18 protein-coding genes are annotated in these 21,938 nt (G+C 70.4%); 11 read left to right on the forward strand and 7 right to left on the reverse strand.

The features are described 5' to 3' along the window. Positions 1-4: 4 nt before the first annotated feature. The 3 genes from GC203_RS20910 to GC203_RS20920 are packed head-to-tail and all read left to right on the forward strand — an operon-like array spanning position 5 to position 5,105. Positions 5-1,081 (forward strand): efflux RND transporter periplasmic adaptor subunit, encoded by a 1,077-nt coding sequence (locus tag GC203_RS20910; RefSeq protein WP_293458522.1) that lies wholly within the window; start codon positions 5-7, stop codon positions 1,079-1,081. Next, the gene (locus tag GC203_RS20915) at positions 1,078-4,197 is read left to right on the forward strand and encodes an efflux RND transporter permease subunit (RefSeq protein ID WP_293458524.1); all 3,120 of its coding nucleotides are present in this window, start codon (positions 1,078-1,080) and stop codon (positions 4,195-4,197) included. The genes GC203_RS20910 and GC203_RS20915 overlap by 4 nt, the downstream gene beginning before the upstream one ends. 44 nt (positions 4,198-4,241) lie before the next feature. After that, a complete protein-coding gene (locus tag GC203_RS20920; RefSeq protein WP_293458525.1) occupies positions 4,242-5,105 on the forward strand; it encodes a hypothetical protein in 864 nt (287 codons plus the stop codon). Positions 5,106-5,109: 4 nt separating this feature from the next. On the opposite strand, the gene GC203_RS20925 is transcribed toward GC203_RS20920, so the two are convergent. Together GC203_RS20925 and GC203_RS20930 are read right to left on the reverse strand one after the other, a co-directional pair. Beyond that, positions 5,110-6,090 carry a threonine/serine dehydratase gene (locus tag GC203_RS20925; RefSeq protein ID WP_293458526.1) on the reverse strand — a complete coding sequence of 327 codons (981 nt, stop codon included), beginning with the start codon at positions 6,088-6,090 and terminating at the stop codon, positions 5,110-5,112. After that, positions 6,087-6,506, reverse strand: a complete 420-nt coding sequence (locus tag GC203_RS20930; protein ID WP_293458528.1) for a VOC family protein — start codon at positions 6,504-6,506, stop codon at positions 6,087-6,089. The genes GC203_RS20925 and GC203_RS20930 overlap by 4 nt, the downstream gene beginning before the upstream one ends. Before the next feature lie 150 nt (positions 6,507-6,656). On the opposite strand from GC203_RS20930, the gene GC203_RS20935 reads away from it, so the two are divergent. The 3 genes from GC203_RS20935 (at position 6,657) to GC203_RS20945 (ending at position 10,163) form a co-directional block, all read left to right on the forward strand. After that, complete coding sequence (locus tag GC203_RS20935) at positions 6,657-7,874, forward strand: cytochrome c oxidase assembly protein (protein WP_293458529.1); 1,218 nt, start codon at positions 6,657-6,659, stop codon at positions 7,872-7,874. Between the two features lie 112 nt (positions 7,875-7,986). Continuing rightward, the gene (locus GC203_RS20940; protein WP_293458530.1) at positions 7,987-9,273 is read left to right on the forward strand and encodes an adenylosuccinate synthase; all 1,287 of its coding nucleotides are present in this window, start codon (positions 7,987-7,989) and stop codon (positions 9,271-9,273) included. A 74-nt stretch (positions 9,274-9,347) separates the two neighbouring features. Further along, a complete protein-coding gene (locus GC203_RS20945) occupies positions 9,348-10,163 on the forward strand; it encodes a response regulator (protein WP_293458531.1) in 816 nt (271 codons plus the stop codon). 76 nt (positions 10,164-10,239) lie between these two features. Here GC203_RS20945 and GC203_RS20950 read toward each other — a convergent pair whose 3' ends face one another. After that, entirely contained in the window at positions 10,240-10,476 is a 237-nt protein-coding gene (locus GC203_RS20950) for a hypothetical protein (RefSeq protein WP_293458533.1), read from the reverse strand. 646 nt (positions 10,477-11,122) lie between these two features. On the opposite strand from GC203_RS20950, the gene GC203_RS20955 reads away from it, so the two are divergent. From GC203_RS20955 to GC203_RS20970, 4 genes are all read left to right on the forward strand, one after another. Then, a complete protein-coding gene (locus GC203_RS20955) occupies positions 11,123-12,706 on the forward strand; it encodes a tetratricopeptide repeat protein (protein ID WP_293458534.1) in 1,584 nt (527 codons plus the stop codon). Positions 12,707-12,897: 191 nt separating this feature from the next. Continuing rightward, entirely contained in the window at positions 12,898-15,078 is a 2,181-nt protein-coding gene (locus tag GC203_RS20960) for an NAD(P)-binding protein (protein WP_293458624.1), read from the forward strand. A gap of 66 nt (positions 15,079-15,144) precedes the next feature. Further along, complete coding sequence (locus GC203_RS20965; RefSeq protein WP_293458536.1) at positions 15,145-15,612, forward strand: hypothetical protein; 468 nt, start codon at positions 15,145-15,147, stop codon at positions 15,610-15,612. Then, on the forward strand, positions 15,609-16,517 hold the full coding sequence (locus tag GC203_RS20970; RefSeq protein ID WP_293458538.1) for a cation transporter: 909 nt from the start codon (positions 15,609-15,611) through the stop codon (positions 16,515-16,517). The genes GC203_RS20965 and GC203_RS20970 overlap by 4 nt, the downstream gene beginning before the upstream one ends. Positions 16,518-16,522: 5 nt before the next feature. Here GC203_RS20970 and GC203_RS20975 read toward each other — a convergent pair whose 3' ends face one another. The 4 genes from GC203_RS20975 to rpoH all read right to left on the reverse strand — a co-directional run bounded on the left by GC203_RS20975 (position 16,523) and on the right by rpoH (position 21,046). Continuing rightward, positions 16,523-18,361, reverse strand: a complete 1,839-nt coding sequence (locus tag GC203_RS20975; protein ID WP_293458540.1) for a chloride channel protein — start codon at positions 18,359-18,361, stop codon at positions 16,523-16,525. A 242-nt stretch (positions 18,362-18,603) separates the two neighbouring features. Beyond that, on the reverse strand, positions 18,604-19,278 hold the full coding sequence (locus GC203_RS20980; protein ID WP_293458542.1) for a heme-binding beta-barrel domain-containing protein: 675 nt from the start codon (positions 19,276-19,278) through the stop codon (positions 18,604-18,606). Between the two features lie 78 nt (positions 19,279-19,356). Then, positions 19,357-20,013, reverse strand: a complete 657-nt coding sequence (locus tag GC203_RS20985; RefSeq protein ID WP_293458544.1) for an NAAT family transporter — start codon at positions 20,011-20,013, stop codon at positions 19,357-19,359. Between the two features lie 145 nt (positions 20,014-20,158). Further along, a complete protein-coding gene (rpoH, locus tag GC203_RS20990; RefSeq protein ID WP_293458546.1) occupies positions 20,159-21,046 on the reverse strand; it encodes an RNA polymerase sigma factor RpoH in 888 nt (295 codons plus the stop codon). A gap of 367 nt (positions 21,047-21,413) precedes the next feature. Between rpoH and GC203_RS20995 the strand changes: the two genes are divergently transcribed. Next, positions 21,414-21,881: a VOC family protein gene (locus tag GC203_RS20995; RefSeq protein ID WP_293458548.1), complete on the forward strand. Its 468-nt coding sequence runs from the start codon at positions 21,414-21,416 to the stop codon at positions 21,879-21,881. Positions 21,882-21,938 lie beyond the last annotated feature (57 nt).

A 21,938-nucleotide genomic window follows, 5' to 3' on the forward strand; every position in this document is an offset into this window, starting at 1 on the left:
CCGAATGCGCTCACAATTCCTCATCGTCCCGGTCCTCTGCGTCCTGGCCCTGGCGGGCTGCAAGAAGCCCGAGCCCAAGGAGACCGAGGCCGAGCGCGCGCGCGCCGTCCGCGTCGTCCGCATCGAGCCGCGCGCCGTGACCGGCTCGCTCGCCGCCTCCGGCGATCTCGTCCCGCGCGAGGAAGCCGCGGTGATGCCCGAGGTCTCGGGCTATCGCGTCACCCGCGTGCTGGCTGATCTGGGCGATCACGTCCGCGCCGGCCAGACGCTGGTGGTGCTGGACCCGACGCTGCTCGAGGCCCAGATCGCCCAGTCGCGCGCTCAGCTCGCCCAGGTCGAGGACCAGGCCGAGCGTGTCTCCGGCCTCGACGGCCAGGGCGTGCTCAGCCAGGAGCAGATCGTCCAGCGCCGGCTCCAGGCCGATATCGCGCGGGCCAATCTGCGCACGCTGCAGACCCAGCGCAGCAAGCTGTCGGTCACCGCCCCGGTCTCCGGCGTGATCCTGGAGCGCAACGTGCGGCCCGGCGACCAGGCGACCCTGGGCGCGACGCCCTGGTTCCGCATCGCCCGCGACAGCCTCATCGAGCTCTCCGCCCAGATGAGCGAGGACGACATGGCCCGCGTGCGCGTCGGTCAGCCCGCGACCGTGTCCCTGCCCGGCGGCGCGACCGCCCAGGGCCGCATCCGCCTGATCAGCCCGCAGGTCAACGAACAGACCAAGCTGGGCGAGGTGCGGGTGTCGCTGCCCGTCCGCTCCGACATCCGCAACGGCGGCTATGGCCGCGCGGTGTTCGGCGACGCCTCGTCGACCACGCTGGCCGTGCCTGAGACCGCGGTCCGCTACGACGCCGACGGCGCCTCGGTGATGGTGGTCGGCGACGACAACCGCGTGCACCGCGCCCCGGTGAGGGTCGGCGCGCGCGGCGCCGGCCTGGTCCAGCTCGAGTCCGGGCCGCCCGCCGGGACCCGCGTGGTCGCCACCGCCTCGGCCCTGCTGCTGGACGGCGACATGGTCCGCCCGGTCGAAGGAACCGCCGCCGCCGCTGCGCCGGCGGCCAAGGCCCCGGCGGCCGCCAAATGAGCGAGCGCCAACGCAGCTTTGCTATCTCCGCCTGGGGGATCCGGAATCCGATCCCCGTCGCGGTGCTGTTCATCGGCCTGATCCTGGCCGGGCTGATTTCCTACACCGGGCTGCCGATCAAGCAGTACCCGAACATCCAGTTCCCCGTGGTCGCCGTCACCATCACCGAGAACGGTGCGGCGCCGGCGGAAATGGAGACCCAGATCACGCGTCCGGTCGAGGATGCGCTGGCCAGCGTGACGGGCGTCAAGAACATCCAGTCGGTGGTCACCCAGGGCGTCTCGACCACCTCGATGCAGTTCGAGATCGGCGAGAACCTGCAGAAGAAGACCGACGAGGTCCGTTCCAAGATCGACCAGGCCCGCGCGATCCTGCCGCGCGACATCGACGAGCCCACCGTCAACCAGATCGAGGTCGACGAACTCCAGCCGATCCTGACCTACGCGGTGTCGTCGGACTCGATGACCGACGAGCAGCTTTCGTGGTTCGTCGACGACACCGTCGCCCGCCGGCTGCAGTCCGCCGATGGCGTGGCCCAGACCAGCCGCGTGGGCGGCGTCTCGCGCGAGATCAACGTCGTCGTGGACCCCGACCGCCTGGCGGCCCGCGGCCTCACCGCGACCCAGGTCAACAACGCCCTGCGCGCCTTCCAGACCGACGCTCCGGGCGGCCGCGCCGTGGTGGGCGGCCGGGAACAGACGGTGCGCGTGCTCGCCAACGTGGCGTCGGTCGACCAGCTGCGCGAGCTCACCATCCCCACGGGCGGCGGACGGTTCGTGAAGCTGTCCGACGTGGCCGACATCGGCGACGGCGCCTCCGAGCCGCGAGGGTTCGCGCGCCTCAACGGCCGGCCCGTCGTGGGCTTCCAGGTCTCCAAGACCAAGGAGGCCAGCGACGTCGTCACCGAGGACGCCGTCAAGGCCGAGATCAAGCGGATCGAAAAGGACAATCCGGGGGTCAAGTTCTCGCTGGTCTTCTCGTCGGTCGACGAGACGCGCTCCAGCTTCCGCGCCACCCAGCACGTGCTGACCGAGGGCATGTTCCTGGCGGCCCTGGTGGTGTTCTTCTTCCTGCGCGACTGGCGCGCCACCCTGATCACCGCGGTGGCCATGCCCATCTCGCTAATCCCGACCTTCTTCGTGATGAAGATGGCCGACTTCTCGCTGAACATGGTGACGCTGCTGGCGCTCACCCTGGTCGTGGGGATCCTGGTCGACGACGCCATCGTCGAGATTGAGAACATCGAGAAACGGGTCACCCAGGGGATGCGGCCCTATCAGGCCGCGATCCAGGGCGCCGACGCCATCGGCCTGGCCGTGGTGGCCACCACCATGGCGATCGTGGTGGTGTTCACCCCGGTCAGCTTCATGCCGGGCATCCCCGGCCAGTTCTTCAAGGAGTTCGGCCTGACCGTCTCGGTGGCGGTGCTGTTCTCGCTGGCCGTGGCGCGCCTGGTGACGCCGCTGATGGCGGCCTATCTGCTGAAGGCCGGCAAGGAGGCCCATCCGCGGAAGCCCTTCGAAGGCTTCTATCGCAACGCCCTGGAATGGGCCCTGGCGCACCGGATCATCGCCACGTTCGGCGGCGGCGCCATCTTCATAGCCTCGATCGTGGTGGCGACCATGCTGCCCCAGGGCTTCCAGCCGACCGGCGACCCGGACTTCCTCTATGTCGACATCCAGGGTCCGCCCGGGGCGACGGTGAGCGACATGGAAACCGCCGCCGGCGAGATCAATCGGCTGTTCTCGAAGCAGCCCGAGGTGACCGGCGTCTTCACCCAGATCGGCTCGACCGTCTCCACGTTCGGCCCGAGCGGCTCGGGCTCGAGCAGCGACCTGCGCAAGGGCACGGCGACCATCCTCCTCGACACCCACCGGCATGCGAGCGGGGAAGAGATCAAGCGTCGCCTGCGGGTCGACCTGCGCAAGATTCCCGACGTGCGCCTGTCGTTCCTCGATTTCAACGGCGGCGCCGGCTACCAGCAGATCCTGACCGGCGACAACCCGGCCAACCTGCAGAAGGCCTCGCTGGAGCTTGAGCGCCAGATGCGCACCCTGCCCCAGTTGGCCGATCCGCACCCTTCGACGCCGCCCGTCGGGCCCGAGATCGTCATCCGGCCCAAGCCGCAGGAGGCCGCGCGGCTGGGCGTCTCGTCCGACGCCATCGCCACCATCGCCCGCGTGGCGACCGTCGGCGACATCGACGCCAACGTGGCCAAGTTCAACGAAGGCGAGCGCCGCATCCCGATCCGCGTGCGCCTGCCGGAAAGCGCGCGGGCCGACATCGAGCGCATTGCGTCCATGCGCGTGCCGACGGCCAGCGGCGGCACGACCACCCTGGACAGCGTGGCGGACATCAGCTTCCAGGCTGGCGCCGCGCGCATCGACCGCCTGAACCGCGAACGCCAGATGACCGTGCGCGCCGAGCTGAATGGCGTGGAGATGGGCGACGCCCAGCGCGCGGTGAACGGCCTGCCGATCATGAAGAAGCTGCCGCCCGGCGTGCGGCCGGCGGCCATCGGCGACCAGCAGGCCATGGCCGAGCTGTTCGGCGGCTTCATCGTGGCCTTCGCCACCGCCATCTTCCTGATGTACGCGGTGCTGGTGCTGCTGTTCCGCAGCTTCTTCAAGCCGTGGGTGATCCTGTCGGCCCTTCCGCTGTCGTTCGGCGGGGCCTTCGTCGGCCTCCTGGTCTTCAACCTCTCGGTCTCGATCCCCTCGCTGATCGGCTTCCTGATGCTGATGGGCCTGGCGGCCAAGAACTCGATCCTGCTGGTCGAGTACGCCATCGAGCGAGAGCGCGAGGGCATGAGCCAGCACGACGCCCTGATCGAGGCCTGCCGCGAGCGGGCGCGCCCGATCATCATGACCACCGTCGCCATGGCCGCCGGCATGCTGCCCACCGCCTTCGCCCTGGAAAAGGGCGCCGAGTTCCGCCAGCCCATGGCCGTGGCGGTGATCGGCGGCCTGATCACCTCGACCCTGCTGTCGCTGGTGCTGGTGCCCGTGGTCTACCGCTTCGTGGACGACTTCGAGAGCTGGCTGAAGCCCAGGCTCGGCCGCCTGATCACGCCGCGCGAGGCCATCGGCAGGCCCGCGCCCGAGGACCGGCTCTAACCGCCCCTATGGCCTGAGGGCGGCCGGAAGGGTACGAGGACCCCATGGGGACCCTATCGGCGCGCGCCGCCCTCGGCGCCGGCTTTCGTCTGATCGCACGCGAACCGCTGGCCTTCGCGGCCTGGTGCGGCGCCTATTTCCTGGTGGGTGTCGTGCCGCAGCTCGTGATGCTGGACGCGCTCGTGCCGCTGATGGCGGCGTTCATGGCGTCCGGCGGCGATCCCAACGACGCCGCCTTCGTCGCGGCCGAGGCGCGGATGGCCCGCTACAGCATCCTGTCCTACCTCAGCTCGTTCGTGACGATCACGGTGATCCCGGGCGCGGTCTTCCGCGCGATCCTCGCCCCGGACGAGCGCCGCTTCTTCTATCTCCGCATCGGCGCCCAGGAGGGCTGGCTGGGCCTGAGCGTGCTGGCGGTGTTCGGCCTTTTCCTCATCGGCTCGCTGGTGCTGGCGCTCCCGGTGGCGCTGGTCGCCGCCTTCGCCCCGCCGCTCGCGCCCCTGGCCACGGCCGGCGGCATGGCCGCGCTGATCTGGGGCGTCCTGCGCGTCTCGTTCACCCCGGTCATGGGCTTCGCCGACCACAACTTCCGGGTCGCCGAGTCGTGGCAGGCGAGCCGGCCGCACATGAACCGCCTGCTGCTGGTGGCCGCCGGCCTCTTCGTGCTGGTGCTCGGCGGCTATGTCCTGCTGGTGACGGCGGGTTCGGCCGTCTTCGCCCTCGATCCCGGCGCGGACGCCGTGGCGGCCGCCTGGAAGTCGAATCCCGCCGGGGTGATCGAGAGCCTGGGGGCGGGCCGCATCGCCGGCCTGCTGGTCGTCATCACCGTCTTCGCGACCTGGATGCACGTCATGGGCGCCGCCGCCTGGGCCTCGATGTACCGCGACCTGAAGGCCCCGGCGGCCTGAGGGGTCAGATCTCCCCGCGCACGATCCGGGCGAAGAGGTCGGGGTCGACGTTGCCGCCCGACAGCACCAGGCCCAGCGTCCCGCCGGCCGGCGGCTCGATCTTGCCGGCCAGCAGGGCCGCCAGGGCCGCCGCCCCGCCGGGTTCGACCACCAGCTTCAGGGTGGTGAAGGCGTAGCGCACCGCCGCCGCCGCCTCGGCGTCGCTGATCACCGCCACGCCCGCCAGGTGCGCCTTCAGGATCGGGAAGGTCAGCTCGCCGGGGCAGGGCGTCTCCAGCGCGTCGCACAGCGTGCGCCGGGTCGGGACCATCGGCCGCCGTTCCCCGGCTTCCAGCGACGCGCGGGTGTCGTCGTAGCCCTCGGGCTCCACGCCCCACAGCGCCGTCTTCGGCGACAGCGCCTTCACCGCCGTGGCGATCCCGGCCGTCAGGCCGCCGCCCGAGGTGGGCGAGACCACCATGTCGAAGCTCGCGCCCAGGGCGTGGGCCTGGCGAACCAGCTCCAGCCCCGCCGTGCCCTGGCCGGCGATGATGTGCGGGTCGTCGAAGGCCGGCACGATCGTCGCGCCCCGCTCCTGCGCGATCTCGGCGGCGATCTTCTCGCGGCTTTCGGTGAGGCGGTCGTAGAAGCGCACCTCCGCGCCATAGCCCTTGGTCGCCTCGGCCTTCACCGCCGGGGCGTCGGCCGGCATCACGATCAGCGCCGGGATCCCCAGCAGCCTGGCCGCCAGCGCCACCCCCTGGGCGTGGTTGCCCGACGAGAACGCCACCACCCCGCGCCTGCGCTCGTCCGGGGTCAGCTGGACCAGGCGGTTGTAGGCGCCGCGGAACTTGAACGCGCCCACCCGCTGCAGCGTCTCGGGCTTGATCAGCACCCTCAGGCCCAGGCGCTCGTTCAGCGCCGGGCTCTCGATCAGCGGCGTCTCGACGGCGACGCCCTTCAGCCGCGCCGCGGCGGCCTCGACGTCGGCGAGGGTGACGGTCATTTCTCGAAGACCATCTCGTCGCGGGCGAAGGCCTTGAATTCCAGCGCGTTGCCGGACGGGTCGAGGAAGAACATCGTCGCCTGCTCGCCGGGCTGGCCCTTGAAGCGGACGTAGGGCGCGATCACGAACCTGGTCCCGGCCGCCTTCAGCCGCTCGGCCAGGGCCTCCCACTGCGGCATGGCCAGGATCACCCCGAAATGGCGCACGGGCACCGCCTCGCCGTCGACGGCGCTGGTCTGGCGGTGGCCCACCTCGTCGGGTGCGTGGTGGGCCACGATCTGGTGGCCGTGGAAGTCGAAGTCGACCCAGTCGTCGCTCGAACGCCCCTCGGGGCAGCCCAGCAGCCCGCCGTAGAACGCGCGCGCCTCGGCCAGGTCGCGGACGGGAAAGGCCAAGTGGAAGCGTGGGATGTCCATGACGCGCTGATAGCGCGGCGCGCGCCCGCGCGCGAGGGCCGGTTTCGACCCCGTGGCCGGCGCCGGGATACATACATCGCATCACGACATTGTTCTGCCTCACCTTGGGCGCAGGGGCCGTCCGTCTGGTTGGCGAAGGGGGTTCCCGTCGTGCGTTTCCGCAGGCTCCAGCCGCGCGCGCTGGCCGCGCTGTCCATGTCCGTGCTCGCCGCCTCGGCGTCGCCGGCGCTGGCCCACACCGGCGAGGAGATCGTCGGCGGGCCGCTCTGGGCGGCCTGGGACCTGACGCCGGACATCGTCGTCCCGACGCTGCTCGTCGCGGGGGTCTACGTCGCCGGCATGGTCAGGCGCCGCTCCGCGCCGGCGCGGATTTCGCCGTGGCGGCACGTGATGTTCTTCGCCGGCCTGGCGGCGATCTTCCTGTCGCTGGAATCGCCGGTCGACGCGTTCGCCGACCACCTCTTCTTCGCCCACCAGATCCAGCACCTGCTGCTGCGGATGCTGGGGCCGATGCTGCTGGCGCTGTCCTGGCCCGCGGCCATGCTGACGGCCGGGACGCCGCGGGCCCTGCGCCGCGCCGTGGTGGCGCCGGTCGTCTCGAACGGCCCGCTCCGCGCCGTGCTCGGCGCAGCGATGCGCCCGGCGACCGTGACCGTGCTGTTCATCGCCGCGCTCTACGTCTGGCAGGTTCCGGCCTATCACAATCTCGCGGTGCTGAACGAACCCGTGCACTACGCGATGCACATCACCATGCTGCTCGCCGGCCTGCTGTTCTGGTGGCGCATCTTCGACCGCCGCCCGCCGGTCTCGCCGTTCGACATGGACAACGATCAGCCCTGGTGGTGGCTCTGGGGCCCCGGGTCCGCGCACGGCGTGCGCCACGGCGTGCGGCTGATGATGATCTGGATCGTCACCCTGTCGAACATCATCCTGGGCGCCTACACCGCCCTGAAGCCCGATGTCCTCTATCCGGCCTACGACGTGGCCGGGCGGCTCTTCGGCTATCCGGCGCTGGCCGACGAGCAGATCGGCGGGTTCATCATCTGGATGCCGTCCAGCATGATGTGCCTCGTCGCGGCGCTGCTGCTGATCCACTGGATGGCCGAGCGCGAGACCGAGCTGGATCTGCGCCGCCGCGCGCTGGCCGGCTCCAACCTCGCCGCCGCGCTCATTCCGAGGACCGCCGCCGAACTGATCGCCAGGGCGCGCCCGAAGAACCGGTCCATGGCCGTGGGCTTGAGCCTCTTCGTCGCCTCGGTGTTCGTCACCGCGATCCTGTTGGGCGTGGCGGAGAACCCGTCCGGCTTCATGGGCCACCCCGAGCGTCCCGGCGTGCGGATGGCCCACGCCGTCGCCGCTGCGCCTTGAAGTTCCGGCCCGCCTCGTCTAAAGCGGCGCCCGCAATCGATCTAAGCGTTCCCGCCGAGCACCTGTCGAAGGGCTGGAACGTCCGCCGTGGCAGGTCGGGAGATCGTATCCAATGGCCAACGTCACGGTGATCGGCGCCCAGTGGGGCGACGAGGGCAAGGGCAAGCTCGTCGACTGGCTGTCCAACCGCGCCGACGTGGTGGTGCGCTTCCAGGGCGGCCACAACGCGGGCCACACGCTGGTCGTCGGCAATCAGGTCTACAAGCTCAGCCTGCTGCCCTCGGGCGTGGTCCAGGGCAAGCTGTCGATCATCGGCAACGGCGTCGTGGTCGATCCCTGGCACCTGCTCTCCGAGATCGCGGGCATCCGCGCCCAGGGCGTCGACATCACCCCCGAGCTGCTGGCCCTGGCCGACAACGCCTGCCTGATCCTGCCGATCCACCGCGACCTCGACCAGGCGCGCGAGGCCGCCGCCCAGAACAAGATCGGCACCACCGGCCGCGGCATCGGCCCGGCCTACGAGGACAAGGTCGGCCGCCGCGCCATCCGCGTGGCCGACCTCGCCGACCGCGCGGCCCTGGAGGCCAAGATCGACCGCCTGCTGGCCCACCACGAGCCCCTGCGCCGCGGCCTGGGCCTGCCCGAGGTGGACGCCGCCGCCCTGCTGGCCGAGCTGGAGGCGATGGCGCCGAAGATCCTGCCCTACGCGCGGCCCGCGTGGCTGATGCTGGACGAGCAGGTGAAGGCCGGCCGCCGGGTGCTGTTCGAAGGCGCCCAGGGCGCCCTGCTGGACGTCGACCACGGCACCTATCCGTATGTGACCTCGTCCAACACCGTGGCCGGCCAGGCCGCCGCCGGCTCGGGCCTGGGTCCGAAGGGGCCGGGCTACGTCCTGGGCATCGTCAAGGCCTACACCACCCGGGTGGGCGAGGGGCCGTTCCCCACCGAGCTGTTCGACGACGTGGGCCAGCATCTCGGCACGGTCGGCCGCGAGTTCGGCACCGTCACCGGCCGGTCGCGCCGCTGCGGCTGGTTCGACGCGGCCCTGGTGCGCCAGAGCGTGGCCCTGAACGGGATCGCCGGCATCGCCCTGACCAAGCTCGACGTGCTCGACGGCCTGCCGACGCTCAAGATCTGCACGGGCTACCGGCTGAACGGCGCCGACATCGGCTACCTGCCGGCCGGCCTCAAGGCCCAGAGCCAGCTCGAACCGGTCTACGAGGAGCTGGAAGGGTGGAGCGAGACCACCCAGGGCGCCCGCTCCTGGATCGACCTGCCGGCCAATGCGGTGAAGTACGTGCGCCGGATCGAGGAGCTGATCGGCGCCCCCGTGGCGCTGCTGTCCACCAGCCCGCAGCGCGACGACACCATCCTCATGCGCGACCCGTTCCAGGACTGAAAGAGAGCTTTCTTATCAAGCCGTTCTTTACCGGTCGGGCCTAGAACGGGCGTCGACTTCCGGGGGACGGATTGGTGTTTGACGGCGACAGCAAGCTCTTCGACAAGATGGCGCCGCACCTCAAGCGGGTGCTTGTCGCCGACCCGCAGGCCGCCAGCGCGCGCCTGCTCAGCGAGCTTTTGCGCGACATCGCGCGGAGCCACGTCTGGGTCGGGCCCACCAACGACCGGGCGCTGAAGATCGCCCAGACGTGCGATCCCCAGCTCGTCTTCGTCGAGCTGGCCGATGACAAGCTCGACGGCCTGGACTTCATCCGCAAGCTGCGCCGCAGCACCTGGAGCTGCCGCCAGGCGCCGGTGATCGCCATCACCGGCTCGGCCACGGCGCCGCTGATCCTGGCGGCCCGGGACGCCGGCGCCCACGAGTTCCTGCGCAAGCCCTTCAGCATGAAGGACCTGGCCCGTCGCCTCGAGGCGGTGACGCTGAAGGATCGCGACTGGGTGGAGGGCGTCGCCTACATCGGCCCCGACCGCCGCCGCTTCAATTCGGGCGACTACGCCGGCCCGCTGAAGCGCAAGACCGACGGCTCCGAGACGCCCTACCAGCAGAAGATCAATCAGGCGCTGAAGATCGTGCGCGCCGCCGTGGCCGCCGCCGACAGCGATCCCCAGCAGGCGATGCGCGCGATGCTGGCCCAGGCCAACATGCTGCAGACCACCGCCACCGACTTCCGCCTCACCCTGGCGGCGTCGGAGTTCTACCGCCACCTCACCAAGGCCAAGCACTTCGACGCCCCGATGACGACGGAGAACGCCGGCAAGTGGGCGGCCAGCGTCCTGGCGTTCCTGCCGAAGGACGCCGACGCAAGGGGCCGGGAAGAGGCGGCCTAGGCCGCGCTCCGATCCGCCGGCATTCGTCGCTCTCGCCCAGCTTGTTCGGGCGACCCATGGATAGGGACATCGGCCCTCAGGCCGCCAGGACCTCGAGGTCCTGCGGAACCACGTCGCGCAGCAGGCGCGCGCGCCGGCGCGCCTCGATCTCGGCGCCCAGCGGGCGCGGCAGGCTCGGTCGGGCCGCCGTGGTCCAGTCGCGGCGGAACACGACCCACGCCGTGAACGTCCAGCTCGGCAGGCGCAGTTCGCCGGGCGCGTAGGCGGCGAGCGGTCGCGAACGGGAGATGCGAGGTAACGAAGCGGCAACCATGCCGATCAATACGGCCGGTCCGCGGCCTTGGATGAGGCCTGCCGCCCGCGCCGGAAAAAAAGCCCCCGATCCGGCGGGGATCGGGGGCTCGCAAAGGCGCCCGCAGGTTCCAGGTTCCTGCGGGCCTTCGCCAGGGCGGCGAACGTCCGCTGCGGCCCCCCTAAGACCGCCGCAGTCGTTCTCCCCGGCCGGGCTAGGCCCGGCGGGGGCCCCGGAGAGAGGTTTCGGACGCCGTTGCGGTGCCTCGACGGACGAAGCGCCCGTGCTGCGCACCAGCAGCGGCGGGCGGTGTCGGGGCGTGACGGCGCGGGCGGGTGTCGGGTGTGCCTGCGTCGCCGGCTGCGAACGAAACCTGAGGCTAGATGACCAGCGCTCGGCCCGAGCCGACAGGGCCACGTTCCGATCTTTCTCCGATCTGGAGCCGATCTTTAGCGGCACGGCGCTGATTTGATTGTGCTACAGGTGCTCTTGATCGGGTCGATTAACTCTGATCGGTTTCGGCTCCAGGCCTCATATCTGGAGCGCAATCCTGGTGTCGCGACGCGACGTGTCGTTTGGGTTGTGTTCTGCGGGGGCGGGGCGAGGGGTTGAGCGCGGCAAGGCGGCGGGACCGAGCGCGCTCGAATGGAACGGGGTCGGGAGTAGCATGCAGCTGGCGCATCAGGCTGCGTTTTCCTTGGGTTCGCTGGAAGTGCGGCCGCCCACCTGCGAGGTGGTGCTGCCGGCCGGCCGCGAGGTTCTGCAACCGCGGGTCATGCAGGTTCTGGTCACGCTCGCCCGGGCGCGCGGCGCCGTCGTCAGCCGGGACGATCTGATCGCCACCTGCTGGGGCGGCCGGGTGGTGGGCGAAGACGCCATCACGCTGGTGATGATGAAGCTGCGAAAGCTCGCGGCGCGCAGCGGCGGGGCCTTCGCCGTCGAGACGGTGCCGCGGGTGGGCTACCGCCTGGTCACAAATGGGGCGGCCGCGGGCGAGGCGCCGCCGTCGGGCGGCGGCGGCGCGCAGGCGCGGCCCCGGCTGGCCGTCCTGGAATTCACCCACCCGCCGGGCGACGACGAACAGGCCTGGTTCGCCGAAGCGCTCGCCGACGAACTGACGGCGGGGCTGTCCAAGTCGCCGTTGCTGGCCGTCACGCCCCGCCAGACGCTGCTGCACTCCGACGTGGTCGGGCAGCGGGCCGGCGCCATCTGCGACCGGCTGGGCGTGGACTATGTGCTGGACGGCAAGGTGCGGAGCCTCGGCGGGACCGTGCGCGTCTCGGTCGACCTGATCCAGGGCTCCGACGAGACCAGCGCCTGGTCGGCGCGCTACGACCGGCCGATGTCCGACCTGTTCGCGCTGATGAACGAGATCACCACCTCGATCATCGGCACGGTCGAACCGGCGCTGCTCGAACGCGAGGAACACCGGGCGATGCGCACGCCCGAGCACGACCTGCAGTTCTGGCGCCTGTTCGTCCGCGGCCGCCGGCTCTTCTGGCGCTCCACCGACAAGGACGTCCGCGAGGCCGAGAAGCTGCTCGAACGCGCCCTGGAACTGGAGCCGGAGGACGTCTCGGCGCTGTCGATCCTGGCGCACTGCAAGCTCTACGACGTCTGGGTCGGCTCGGCCCCCGACCCGGCCGGCGCGATCGCCGAGGCCTACCGGATCGCGCTCAAGGCCGTCGCCGCGGGGGCGTTCGACGCCTTCGCTCACTATACCCTGGGCGTGGTGCTCTCGCTGATGGAGCGCCTGGACGAGGCCAAGGCCGAACAGCGACGGGCGCTGGAACTCAACTCCTACCTGGCCGCGGCCTCCGGCGAACTGGGCCGGCTGCTCGCCTTCGAAGGCGCCTCGGACGAGGCCATCGCCTATTCCGAGCGCGCCATCGCGGCCAGCCCCAACGATCCGCACACCTGGCTCTGGTTCCGGTCCAAGGCGGTCGCCCGCTTCGTCGCCGGCGACTACGAGGCCGCCGCGCGCGACGCCGCCGACGCCAGCGCCCGCGGGCCAGAGCGGTTCCCGCTGCATTTCCTGCTGGCGGCCTGCTACAGCGGCGCCGGGCGCATGACCGACGCGCGCCGGGCGCTCGACGATGGGGAGCGGCTGGCCCGCGGCCGCGCCGGCCGCACGGAATCCAACGTATCGGCCTACACGGTCGAGGCCCTGCGCACGGGCCATCCGTTCGTCCACCACGCCGACTTCGACCGGCTGGTCGACGCGCTTCGCAAGGCGGGCTGGCAAGCCTAGAGCGCGTCACGGCTGGCTTGAATCAAGCCATCCGGGATCAACGCAAGCGGGAAGGCCTCCAGCGGTCGAGCGCGCATCCTGAGCGCGCCGTTAAGCCTATTCAAACGGCTGGGTGGCAACCTGCCTGGGACGACAACCTAGGCGGAGCCGGGGCAGAATACCCTGGATAGCTCAAAATGACCCATTCTTCGATGCCACAAAAGGTCGCAATCCTGGGTGGCGGCATGGGCGGTCTGGTGACCGCCTTCGAGCTCACCAATCAGCCGGGCTGGCAGGAGCGCTTCGAGGTCACGGTCTATCAGCTGGGCTGGCGGCTCGGCGGCAAGTGCGCCTCCTCGCGGGGCCCCAACGCCCGCATCGAGGAGCACGGCATCCACGGCTTCATGGGCAGCTACTTCAACGCCCTGCCGATGATGTCCGACCTCTACGCCGAACTGGGCCGCAAGCCGGGCCAGCCGCTGGCGACCTTCGAGGAGGCCTTCAACCCCTCGAACTTCACCCTCCTGTGGGAGTGGCAGAACGGCGAACTGAAGCCCTGGCCGGCGCGCACGCCGCCCAACGACATCCCGCCGACCGACGGCTCCTATTACAAGGGCGTCCAGACCGCGATCGCCGCCATCATCACCGAGGTGGGCGAGATGCTGGAGGCCGTGCCCGGCGTGCCCAAGCTGGTGTCCGAGGCGCTCGAACTGCTGCTCGACAAGGCCAAGGCGCAGCTGAACGCGCCGATCCCGCTGGGCCCCGACCATCCGCTGCTGCACGAGGTGCGGACCGCCCGCAAGGTCGTGGCCGGCATCGTCAAGACCATCGACGTGCTCGCCCCGTCGATCGCCGCCCACGCCGACACCCTGCGCCAGGCGCTGCTCACCCTGGACTTCTACGCCACCCTGATCGTGGGCGTGCTGGCCGACAACGTCGCTGTCGAGGGCTACGACCGCCTCGACGAGGAGAACTGGAGCGACTGGCTCGTCCGCCACGGCATCAGCAAGGCCACCCTGGCCTCGCCGGTGGTCATGGTCACGGTCAACATCTGCTACCAGAGCCCCAACGGCGACACGAGCCGCGCCGCGCGCATGGGCGCCGGCTGCTACGTGGACTGGACGATGCGCGGCTGCGCCTACATGGGCGCGCTGCTCTGGAGCTTCTCGGCCGGCACCGGCGAGACGATCGTCGCGCCGATGTACGAGGTGCTCAAGCGCCGCGGCGTGAAGTTCGAGTTCTTCCACAAGGTCGACGCGCTGCGCCTGACCGACGACCGCCGCGCCATCGGAGCGATCGAATACACGCTGCAGGCCACGCTGAAGGACCCCGAGGCCGGCTACCATCCGCTGATCGACGTGAAGGGCCTGCCGTCCTGGCCGGCCGACCCCCACTACGACCAGCTGGTCGAGGGCGAGTACCTGCGGGCCACCGAGATCGACCTGGAATCCTACTGGAACGGCTGGCCGAACGCGGCCTTCCCGCACCTGAAGGAGCCCCGCTACCTGCGCCGCGGCCACGAGTTCGACCAGGTGGTCTTCGCCATCTCGATGGGCGCCATCCCCTACCTCTGCAAGGAGCTGATCGAGGAAAGCCCGGCCTGGGCCGGCATGGTGGAGCACCTCCCGACGGTGCAGACCCAGGCCATGCAGCTCTGGCTCTCGCGCGACATGTACGAGATGGGCTGGGCCGAGAAGCTGGATCCGGCCACCAACGAGCTGGCCCTATCCGGCACCTACTTCTGCGCGCCGAACGGCAACGCCAACTTCCCCGACCTGCTGAAGTGGGAGGAGTGGCCCGCCGACCAGTATCCCAAGGCGCTCTGGTACTTCTGCGGCCTGATGCCCGACTACGAGGCCCCGCCGCCCTTCTCCGACACCGACTATCCGCGCCGCCAGTCCGAGCGGGTGAAGGCCCAGTGCATCCAGTACCTGCAGGCCACCATCGGCTTCATGCTGCCCAAGGCGACCGTGCGGGCCAACAGCGGCCTGGGCGACCCGATGGGCCTCGACTTCGGCCTGCTGGTCGACACGAGCGATTGCGGCGCCGAAGGCGTCCAGCGCTTCGACAGCCAGTTCTGGCGCGCCAACATCGACCCCACCGAGCGCTACGTCACCAGCCCGCCCGGCAGCGTCGCCTACCGGCTGGAGGCCTGGGGCTCGGGCTTCGAGAACCTGACGCTCGCCGGCGACTGGATCTACACCGGCCTCAACGTCGGCAGTTTCGAGGGCGCCACCATGGGGGGCAAGCTGGCCAGCTACGCCATCAGCGCCTCGCCGGCCCTCGACACCATCATCGGCTATCCCACCATGCCGCGCCCGCCGTCCGCGCGCTCGGCCGTCCCGCCGCCGCACGAGGGCGTCCAGGCGCCGAAGCTGCGCGCCGTCGGATAGATTCGAAAGCCCGCGGGCTCCGGCCCGCGGGAACTCGCCTCGGGCGTGTGGCATTGACCATGGCACATGCAACCGAAGACGCCGTTCAGACCCGCCGCGATGGGTATGGTGGCGCTCACGCTGTGTGCGTGCGCCCCGCCGCCCCATGACCCCGACGCCACGACCCGGCACGTGGAGCGCCAGGGACGGCTGCGCGCCGGACTGGTGGCGGGCGTCGCGCCCGGCCAGGCCGAGCGGATGCGCCGCCTCGCCGGCGACATAGCCCAGGCGCACCATGCGCGGCTGGATGCGCGGACCGGCCCCGCGGGAGCCCTGATGCGCGACCTGGAGGCCGGCCGCCTCGATCTCGTGGTGGGGGTGTTCCCCAAGCGCTCGCCCTGGTCGAGGCGCGTCGCCTTCTCGGCCCCCTTCCCGAAGGCCGACGTCGCCAAGGACACGCCCGTCGTGCGCGTGGCCGTCCATCCCGGGGAGAACCGCTGGCTAATGGGCATCGAGCGGACGATCGCCGCGCAGAGCGGAGGCGAACAGGGATGAAGCACGTACCGCAAGCCATCGAGGCCGACCTCAAGCACGCCCGGGCGCTCGAGCTGTGGACCCTCTTTTGGCAGCTCTCGATCGTGGCGGTGATGTTCTTCGCCATGGGCTCCAGCCAGGCCATGAAGTCGGCCTGGGTCGAGGACGTCCTGGGCATGGTCCCGGCGACCGTTTTCCTGGTCGCGCTCCATTTCGAGCAGAAGGCGCCGACGGAGAAGTTCCCCTTCGGCTTCGCCCGCGTGAACAGCCTGGCGTTCCTGATCGCCTCGGCGGCCCTGATCTTCATGGGCCTCTATCTGATCTACGACGGCGGCATGAAGCTGGTGCGAATGGAGCACCCGACCATCGGCGCGGCGCCCCTGCTGGGCCCGGATGTCTGGATGGGCTGGGTGATGCTGGCGGCGCTGGCCTACTCGACCGTGCCGCCGATCATCCTCGGCCGGCTCAAGCAGCCCGTCGCCAAGCGCCTGCAGGACAAGGTGCTGCACACCGACGCCCTGATGCAGAAGGCCGACTGGATGACGGGCGTGGCCGGCGGCGTCGGCATCCTGGGCGTCGGGTTCGGGTGGTGGTGGGCCGACTCGGCCGCCGCCGTGCTGATCGCCGTCGACATCGTCAACGACGGCCGCCGCGCCCTGACCATCGCCACCGCCGAACTGATCGACGGCGCGCCGCGCGAGCTGGGCCGGAACGCCGTGGCCGACGAGGCGCGCAGCCTGCGCCAAGGCCTGCAGTCGAAATTCGGCGCGGACCGCGTCCGCCTGCGCGAGAGCGGGCGCTTCATCCTGGCCGAGGTGGATGGCGGAAAGCCGCCCGCCCAGTCGGATCCCGAGGCGTTGTGGTCGGGCGACCAGGAACGCCGCTGGCGTCTCGCCGACGTCACCGCGACCGTCGCCCGCCGCTAGGGCGCTCAATCCGTCGGATAGATCTTGACGCTCTTGGCCACCGAGTCGGCCACGTGCTCCTTGGTGATCACCCCGGCCACGTCCTCGCCGCGCGGCACGCCGCGCCCGCGCACGACCACGGCCATGATCGAATCCTTGCGCCACATGCGGTTGATGACGTCGAAGACGATGGCGTCCTCGCCCACCACGGTGAAGTCGCGGCTGGCCACCTCGCCCAGGGTGACGCCGGTGTTGGCCTCGGTCAGGCCACGGCGCAGGCCGGTGTTCACGCGGATCACGCCGTAGAGCCGGTCCTTGTGGGTGACCACCACATAGCGCAGCCGCCCCTCGCGCTCGTGCTGGCGCAGGAACGCGTCGAAGCTCGCCTCCATGGGCAGGACCAGCACGTCGGGGTCCATCACCTCGGCGGCGCGGCGCACCAGGAACATGTTGGCGTGGCGGGCCTTGGGGATCGCCTGGCCCCGGCGCACCAGCTTCAGCGTGTAGATGGTCTCCGCCGACAGCACCCGGCGCGCGCCCACGCTCATCGCCACCGCCACGATCATCGGCATGATGATGTCGTAGCTCAGCGTCATTTCGAAGATCATCACCACGGCGGTCATCACCGCCCCGGTTCCGCCGCCGACCATCGCGCCCATGCCCACCATGGCGAAGGCCGGCACGCTCAACCCGATCGGGAAGCCGAACTGGTCGAGCAGGGCCGCGAACCCGCCGCCCAGCGCCGCTCCCATGAACAGCGAGGGCGAGAAGACCCCGCCCGACGAGCCGGATCCCAGGCTGAGCGAGGTGGCCAGCAGCTTCAGCACGAACAGCAGGCCCAGCAGCCAGGCCAGCGTCATCTTGCCGGTCAGGATCGCGTCGATGGTGCCGTAGCCGACGCCGTCGACGTAGTACTCGCCGAAGACCAGGAACAGGACGTACATCATCACGCCCAGGAGCAGCATGCCCAGGATGTGGCGCAGGAAGCGCGACGGCATCCGGTCGAACAGGTCCTCGAAGAAGTGCAGGCCGTGGATGAAGCCCGCCGCGGCCGCCCCGGTCAGCCCGCCCAGCAGGGCGTAGAGCGCCAGCACCACGATCCCGTCCGCGCCCAGCGCCATGGGCGCCAGCGGCGGCACCTGGAAGGCCGGCTGGTCGCCGATGAACCAGCGCCCGATGAACGTCGCCGCCCCGGTCGCGATCGCCACCGGCAGGAAGCTCGTCACCCCCACCTCGGGCAGCATCAGCTCGATGGCGAACATCACCCCGCCGATGGGGGTGTTGAAGGTGGCCGCGATGCCCGCGCCCGCGCCGGCCGCCACCAGGGCGATGCGTTGGCCCGCCGGCATGCGGATGATCTGGCCCAGGGTCGAGCCCAGCGCCGAGCCGATCTGGATGATCGGCCCTTCGCGGCCCACCGACGCCCCGGTCCCGATCGCCACCGCCGAGGCCAGCGACTTCACCACCGCCACCACCGGGCGGATCACCCCGCCCTTGTAGTAGATGGCGTCCATCACCTCGGGCACGCCGTGGCCCTTGGCCTCGGGCGCGAAGTTGACCACCAGGAAGGTGACGATCACCCCGCCCACCACCGGGACCAGGATCACCCACGGGCCCCAGGGCGCCGCGGCGGTGAAGACGTTGGCGTCGTAGTCGAAGCTCAGCCGCCCGGAGAAGGCGATGTTGTGGACGAGGCCGATCAGGTCGCGGAAGCCCACGGCGCCGAAGCCGGTCACCACGCCGACTATCAGGGCGAGGAACACCAGCGTCATCAGCGGCAGCCGCTGCTTCTCCTCCAGCTCCACGACGCTCTTCGTGCGTTCCGGGAAGAGCGATCCGCGAAGCCTGGCGCCGAGAGAGGTCACGCCGCGTCCTCCCGGATGTCTTCCGCGGCGCCCATCGCCGCGCGCAACGCAAAGCACCCGAAGTCAGCAGGGTGCGCCTCGATCATCTCCCGAGTCACGCCTCGTTCCGTTTCATCGCAGGGCCGGACGCCCGGCCATGAGGGCCGGACCACGCCGATGCGTAGCCATTAGCTCGTACCGCGATGTTTGTGGAGGGGCGCCCCTGCGGCAGGCCAGCGCGTCCCGGCGCGCGCGGCCGCCGCTCAGCCCACCCCGTGCGCCTCGGCCTTGGCCACGCCGTCCCGGACGATCCGCAGCAGCGGGTTGGGCCGGGGCTCGCCCACCTTGGTCAGGCGGTTGCGGTCGATGTGGTGGAAGGGCTCGTCCCGCCCGCGCACCTGCAGCACCGTGTCGGACACGTAGCTCCAGGTCCCGTCGTCGTGGAAGGTGACGTCCAGCGTGTAGGCGTCGGTGCGGAACGCCCACTCCAGGAAGTCGGTCGAGCAGATGCCGTAGCCCGGCCCGCCGCGTTCGGCCCGCACCTTGATCGTGTCGGCGTCCGCCGCCGCCTGGCCGCTCGCCAGCGCGTTCTGGCCGCGCGGGATGGTCAGGGTCTGCATCACCAGCCCGGTGGCCGGCTCCCACAGCCAGTAGCCGATCTGGTCGTGGAAAGTGGTGTCCTCGTCGGTGGAGACCACGTGCACGTGGTAGCGCAGGCCGTAGAGGATCTGCGGGCCGTTGGGCTGCGGGTCGATCGGCTGCATCTCGATGCGCTCGAGGTACGTCCGGCGCTCGGGCCCTTCGGCCTTGGGGTTCACGTCGACGCCCTTCCGCCCCTCCCAGACGCCCGCCAGCCGGCGCAGCGGCCCCAGGTTGGCCAGGGTGTCGGGATCGACGTCCTCCGGCTCGGTGAAGATGTCGTCGGGAAAGTCGTGCATCTCGCCCCCCAAATGGCCGCATGGCCGGCCCGTCGATTTCCGGTTAGCGCGTTCCGCGCCGCGCGCAAGCCCGCGCCGTCAGCCGGCGAGCCCCGGGAACAGCGCCCGCAGGCTCGTGACCATCATCTCCACCGCGATGGCCGCCAGGATCATGCCCATCAGCCGCCTGGCGATGGCGGTCACCCTAGGGGACAGTCGTCGCCCGATCATCGGCGCGGCGAACAGCGAGACGCCCAGCAGAGCCAGGAAGGCGACGAGGCCCGCCGCCAGCCCGGCCAGCTGGTGCTGCGCCATCGCCGTCTGGCCGAACACCACCAGGGTGGCGATGGTCCCGGGGCCCACCAGCAGCGGCATTGTGAGGGGATAGACCGCCACGTCCGGGCCGGCCCCGCCCGCGCCATCGTCGTCGGCGGCCATCTCCTGGTCGGTGGGCTTGTGCTGGGTGCTCGCGCCCCCGTGCAGCATGTCGAGCGCGATCAGCAGCACCAGCAGGCCGCCGGCCAGCCGGAAGTCGTCGACGGTGATGCCGAAGAAGCCGAGGATCGCTCCACCCGCCAGCGCCGAGACCGCGCAGCCGATGGTCACGCCCGCCAGGGCGACCCCGGCGATCCGCCGCTGCTGCGCCTCGGTGCAGCCCTCCGTCAGCGACAGGAAGACCGGGATGTTGGCGATCGGGTTCATGATCGCGAACAGCGCCGCGAACACCTTGATCGCGAAGGCGAGGTCCAGCGCCATCGGCTCCCCCTTGTCGGCCGCACGTCCCGCCAAGACGAGGCGATCCGGCCGCGGGGGTCAACTCGCGCGGGATCCGACCCGACAAAAAGGCGGCCGGAGCTTTCGCCCCGGCCGCCGGTCTTCGTGTTCGCTGCGTCGGCGCGGCTTAGGCGTCGACGAGATTCCGTTCGGCCGCCGCCGCCCGCATGGACTTCTGCAGCTTCTCGAAGGCGCGCACCTCGATCTGGCGCACGCGCTCGCGGCTGACGCCGTACTCGCTGGCCAGTTCCTCCAGCGTGGTCGGCTCGTCCTTCAGGCGCCGCTCCGTGAGGATGTGGCGCTCGCGGTCGGTGAGCTCGGTCATCGCCTCTTCCAGCAGGCTCATGCGCAGATTGCGCTCCTGGGTGTCGGCGATCACCGTCTCCTGGCTGGGGGTCTCGTCGTCGACCAGCCAGTCCTGCCATTCGCTCTCGCCGTCCGAACGCAGCGGGGCGTTCAGGCTGGCGTCGCCGCCGGAGAGGCGGCGGTTCATGCTGACGACTTCCTCGTCCAGCACGCCCAGCTTGGTGGCGATCTGGCTCACCTGGTCGGGGCGCAGGTCGCCTTCCTGCAGGGCGGCGATCTCGGACTTCGCCTTGCGCAGGTTGAAGAACAGCTTCTTCTGCGCCGCGGTGGTGCCCATCTTCACGAGCGACCAGCTGCGCAGGATGTATTCCTGGATCGAGGCGCGGATCCACCACATGGCGTAGGTCGCCAGGCGGAAGCCCTTGTCCGGGTCGAACTTCTTCACCGCCTGCATCAGCCCGACGTTGCCTTCGGAGATGACCTCGCCGATCGGCAGGCCATAGCCGCGGTAGCCCATGGCGATCTTCGCCACGAGGCGCAGGTGGCTGGTGACCAGCTGGTGGGCGGCCTCGGGGTCCTGATGCTCCTGCCAGGCCTTGGCGAGCATGAACTCCTGGTCCTTGCCCAGCATCGGGAACTTGCGGATTTCCGCCAGGTAGCGGCTGAGACCGCCTTCCGGCGTCATGACGGCGAGCGCGTTGGCGGCCATGCGACTATCCCCTGTACTCGTGTTCCAACTCTCCGGGCTGTTCGGGCCGCGCCCACGCTGACTGTCGCTCTGCGACGCGTGCGCTGACGGCGAACTCATCCCCACAACTCTCAGATAGGTATCCGGTTGCGGTGACGGTAGGCCGCCAGGGAGGTTGCGGCCCGAAAAAGTCCGACTGCTATGGTCGGGATTTTTACAGTGCTTAGATGGCGCCAACAAGGCGCCGTTTCTCATAGGTGCGATAGGCTTCCTGCATGCGGCGCAGGGCCGGGCGTGGGCCGACACGCGTCGCCTTGTCGGAACCCGGCGGTGTCGTTCGTCCTCGGGTCGGAAGTCCGTCATCCGCCGCGAGCAACAGGAGCACCCAATGACCCCCTTCGTCACCTGCCTATGGTTCGACCGCGAGGCCGAGGAGGCCGCCAACTTCTACGCCTCGATCTTCCCGAACTCGAAGGTTGGCCGGGTCACGCCCTATCCGGCCGATGCGCCGGGCGGTCAGGCCGGCCAGACCATGACGGTCGAGTTCGAGCTGAACGGCCAGAGGTTCGTCGGGCTGAACGGCGGCCCGCTCTTCAAGTTCAACGAAGCCATCTCGATCCAGGTCCCCTGCGAAAGCCAGGCCGAGATCGACCGCCTTTGGGCCGCGCTCACCGCGGACGGGGGCGAGGAGAGCGTCTGCGGCTGGTGCAAGGACCGCTTCGGCCTGTCCTGGCAGGTGGCGCCGGCGATCATGCCGGACTTGCTGAGCGGTCCGCGCGCCGCCGAGGTGATGGCCGCCTTCATGCAGATGCGGAAGTTCGATCTCGCCGCGGTGGAGGCCGCGGCGGCCAGCTAGAGCCTTCCCGGATCGGGTGGGATCATCCGATCCGGACCAGAAGGCTCCATCTTCATG

This window comes from Phenylobacterium sp., from assembly GCF_016124325.1.
Lineage (GTDB): Bacteria > Pseudomonadota > Alphaproteobacteria > Caulobacterales > Caulobacteraceae > Phenylobacterium.

Excerpts from the sequence above, each read along its gene's own strand:
- GC203_RS20925 (WP_293458526.1), bottom strand. The coding sequence starts at position 6,090 with ATGACCGTCACCCTCGCCGACGTCGAGGCCGCCGCGGCGCGGCTGAAG.
- rpoH (WP_293458546.1), bottom strand. The coding sequence starts at position 21,046 with ATGGCCGCCAACGCGCTCGCCGTCATGACGCCGGAAGGCGGTCTCAGC.
- GC203_RS20950 (WP_293458533.1), bottom strand. The coding sequence starts at position 10,476 with ATGGTTGCCGCTTCGTTACCTCGCATCTCCCGTTCGCGACCGCTCGCC.
- GC203_RS20980 (WP_293458542.1), bottom strand. The coding sequence starts at position 19,278 with ATGCACGACTTTCCCGACGACATCTTCACCGAGCCGGAGGACGTCGAT.
- GC203_RS20915 (WP_293458524.1), top strand. The coding sequence starts at position 1,078 with ATGAGCGAGCGCCAACGCAGCTTTGCTATCTCCGCCTGGGGGATCCGG.
- GC203_RS20995 (WP_293458548.1), top strand. The coding sequence starts at position 21,414 with ATGACCCCCTTCGTCACCTGCCTATGGTTCGACCGCGAGGCCGAGGAG.
- GC203_RS20965 (WP_293458536.1), top strand. The coding sequence starts at position 15,145 with ATGCAACCGAAGACGCCGTTCAGACCCGCCGCGATGGGTATGGTGGCG.
- GC203_RS20960 (WP_293458624.1), top strand. The coding sequence starts at position 12,898 with ATGCCACAAAAGGTCGCAATCCTGGGTGGCGGCATGGGCGGTCTGGTG.
- GC203_RS20920 (WP_293458525.1), top strand. The coding sequence starts at position 4,242 with ATGGGGACCCTATCGGCGCGCGCCGCCCTCGGCGCCGGCTTTCGTCTG.
- GC203_RS20985 (WP_293458544.1), bottom strand. The coding sequence starts at position 20,013 with ATGGCGCTGGACCTCGCCTTCGCGATCAAGGTGTTCGCGGCGCTGTTC.
- GC203_RS20930 (WP_293458528.1), bottom strand. The coding sequence starts at position 6,506 with ATGGACATCCCACGCTTCCACTTGGCCTTTCCCGTCCGCGACCTGGCC.
- GC203_RS20970 (WP_293458538.1), top strand. The coding sequence starts at position 15,609 with ATGAAGCACGTACCGCAAGCCATCGAGGCCGACCTCAAGCACGCCCGG.
- GC203_RS20940 (WP_293458530.1), top strand. The coding sequence starts at position 7,987 with ATGGCCAACGTCACGGTGATCGGCGCCCAGTGGGGCGACGAGGGCAAG.
- GC203_RS20955 (WP_293458534.1), top strand. The coding sequence starts at position 11,123 with ATGCAGCTGGCGCATCAGGCTGCGTTTTCCTTGGGTTCGCTGGAAGTG.
- GC203_RS20910 (WP_293458522.1), top strand. The coding sequence starts at position 5 with ATGCGCTCACAATTCCTCATCGTCCCGGTCCTCTGCGTCCTGGCCCTG.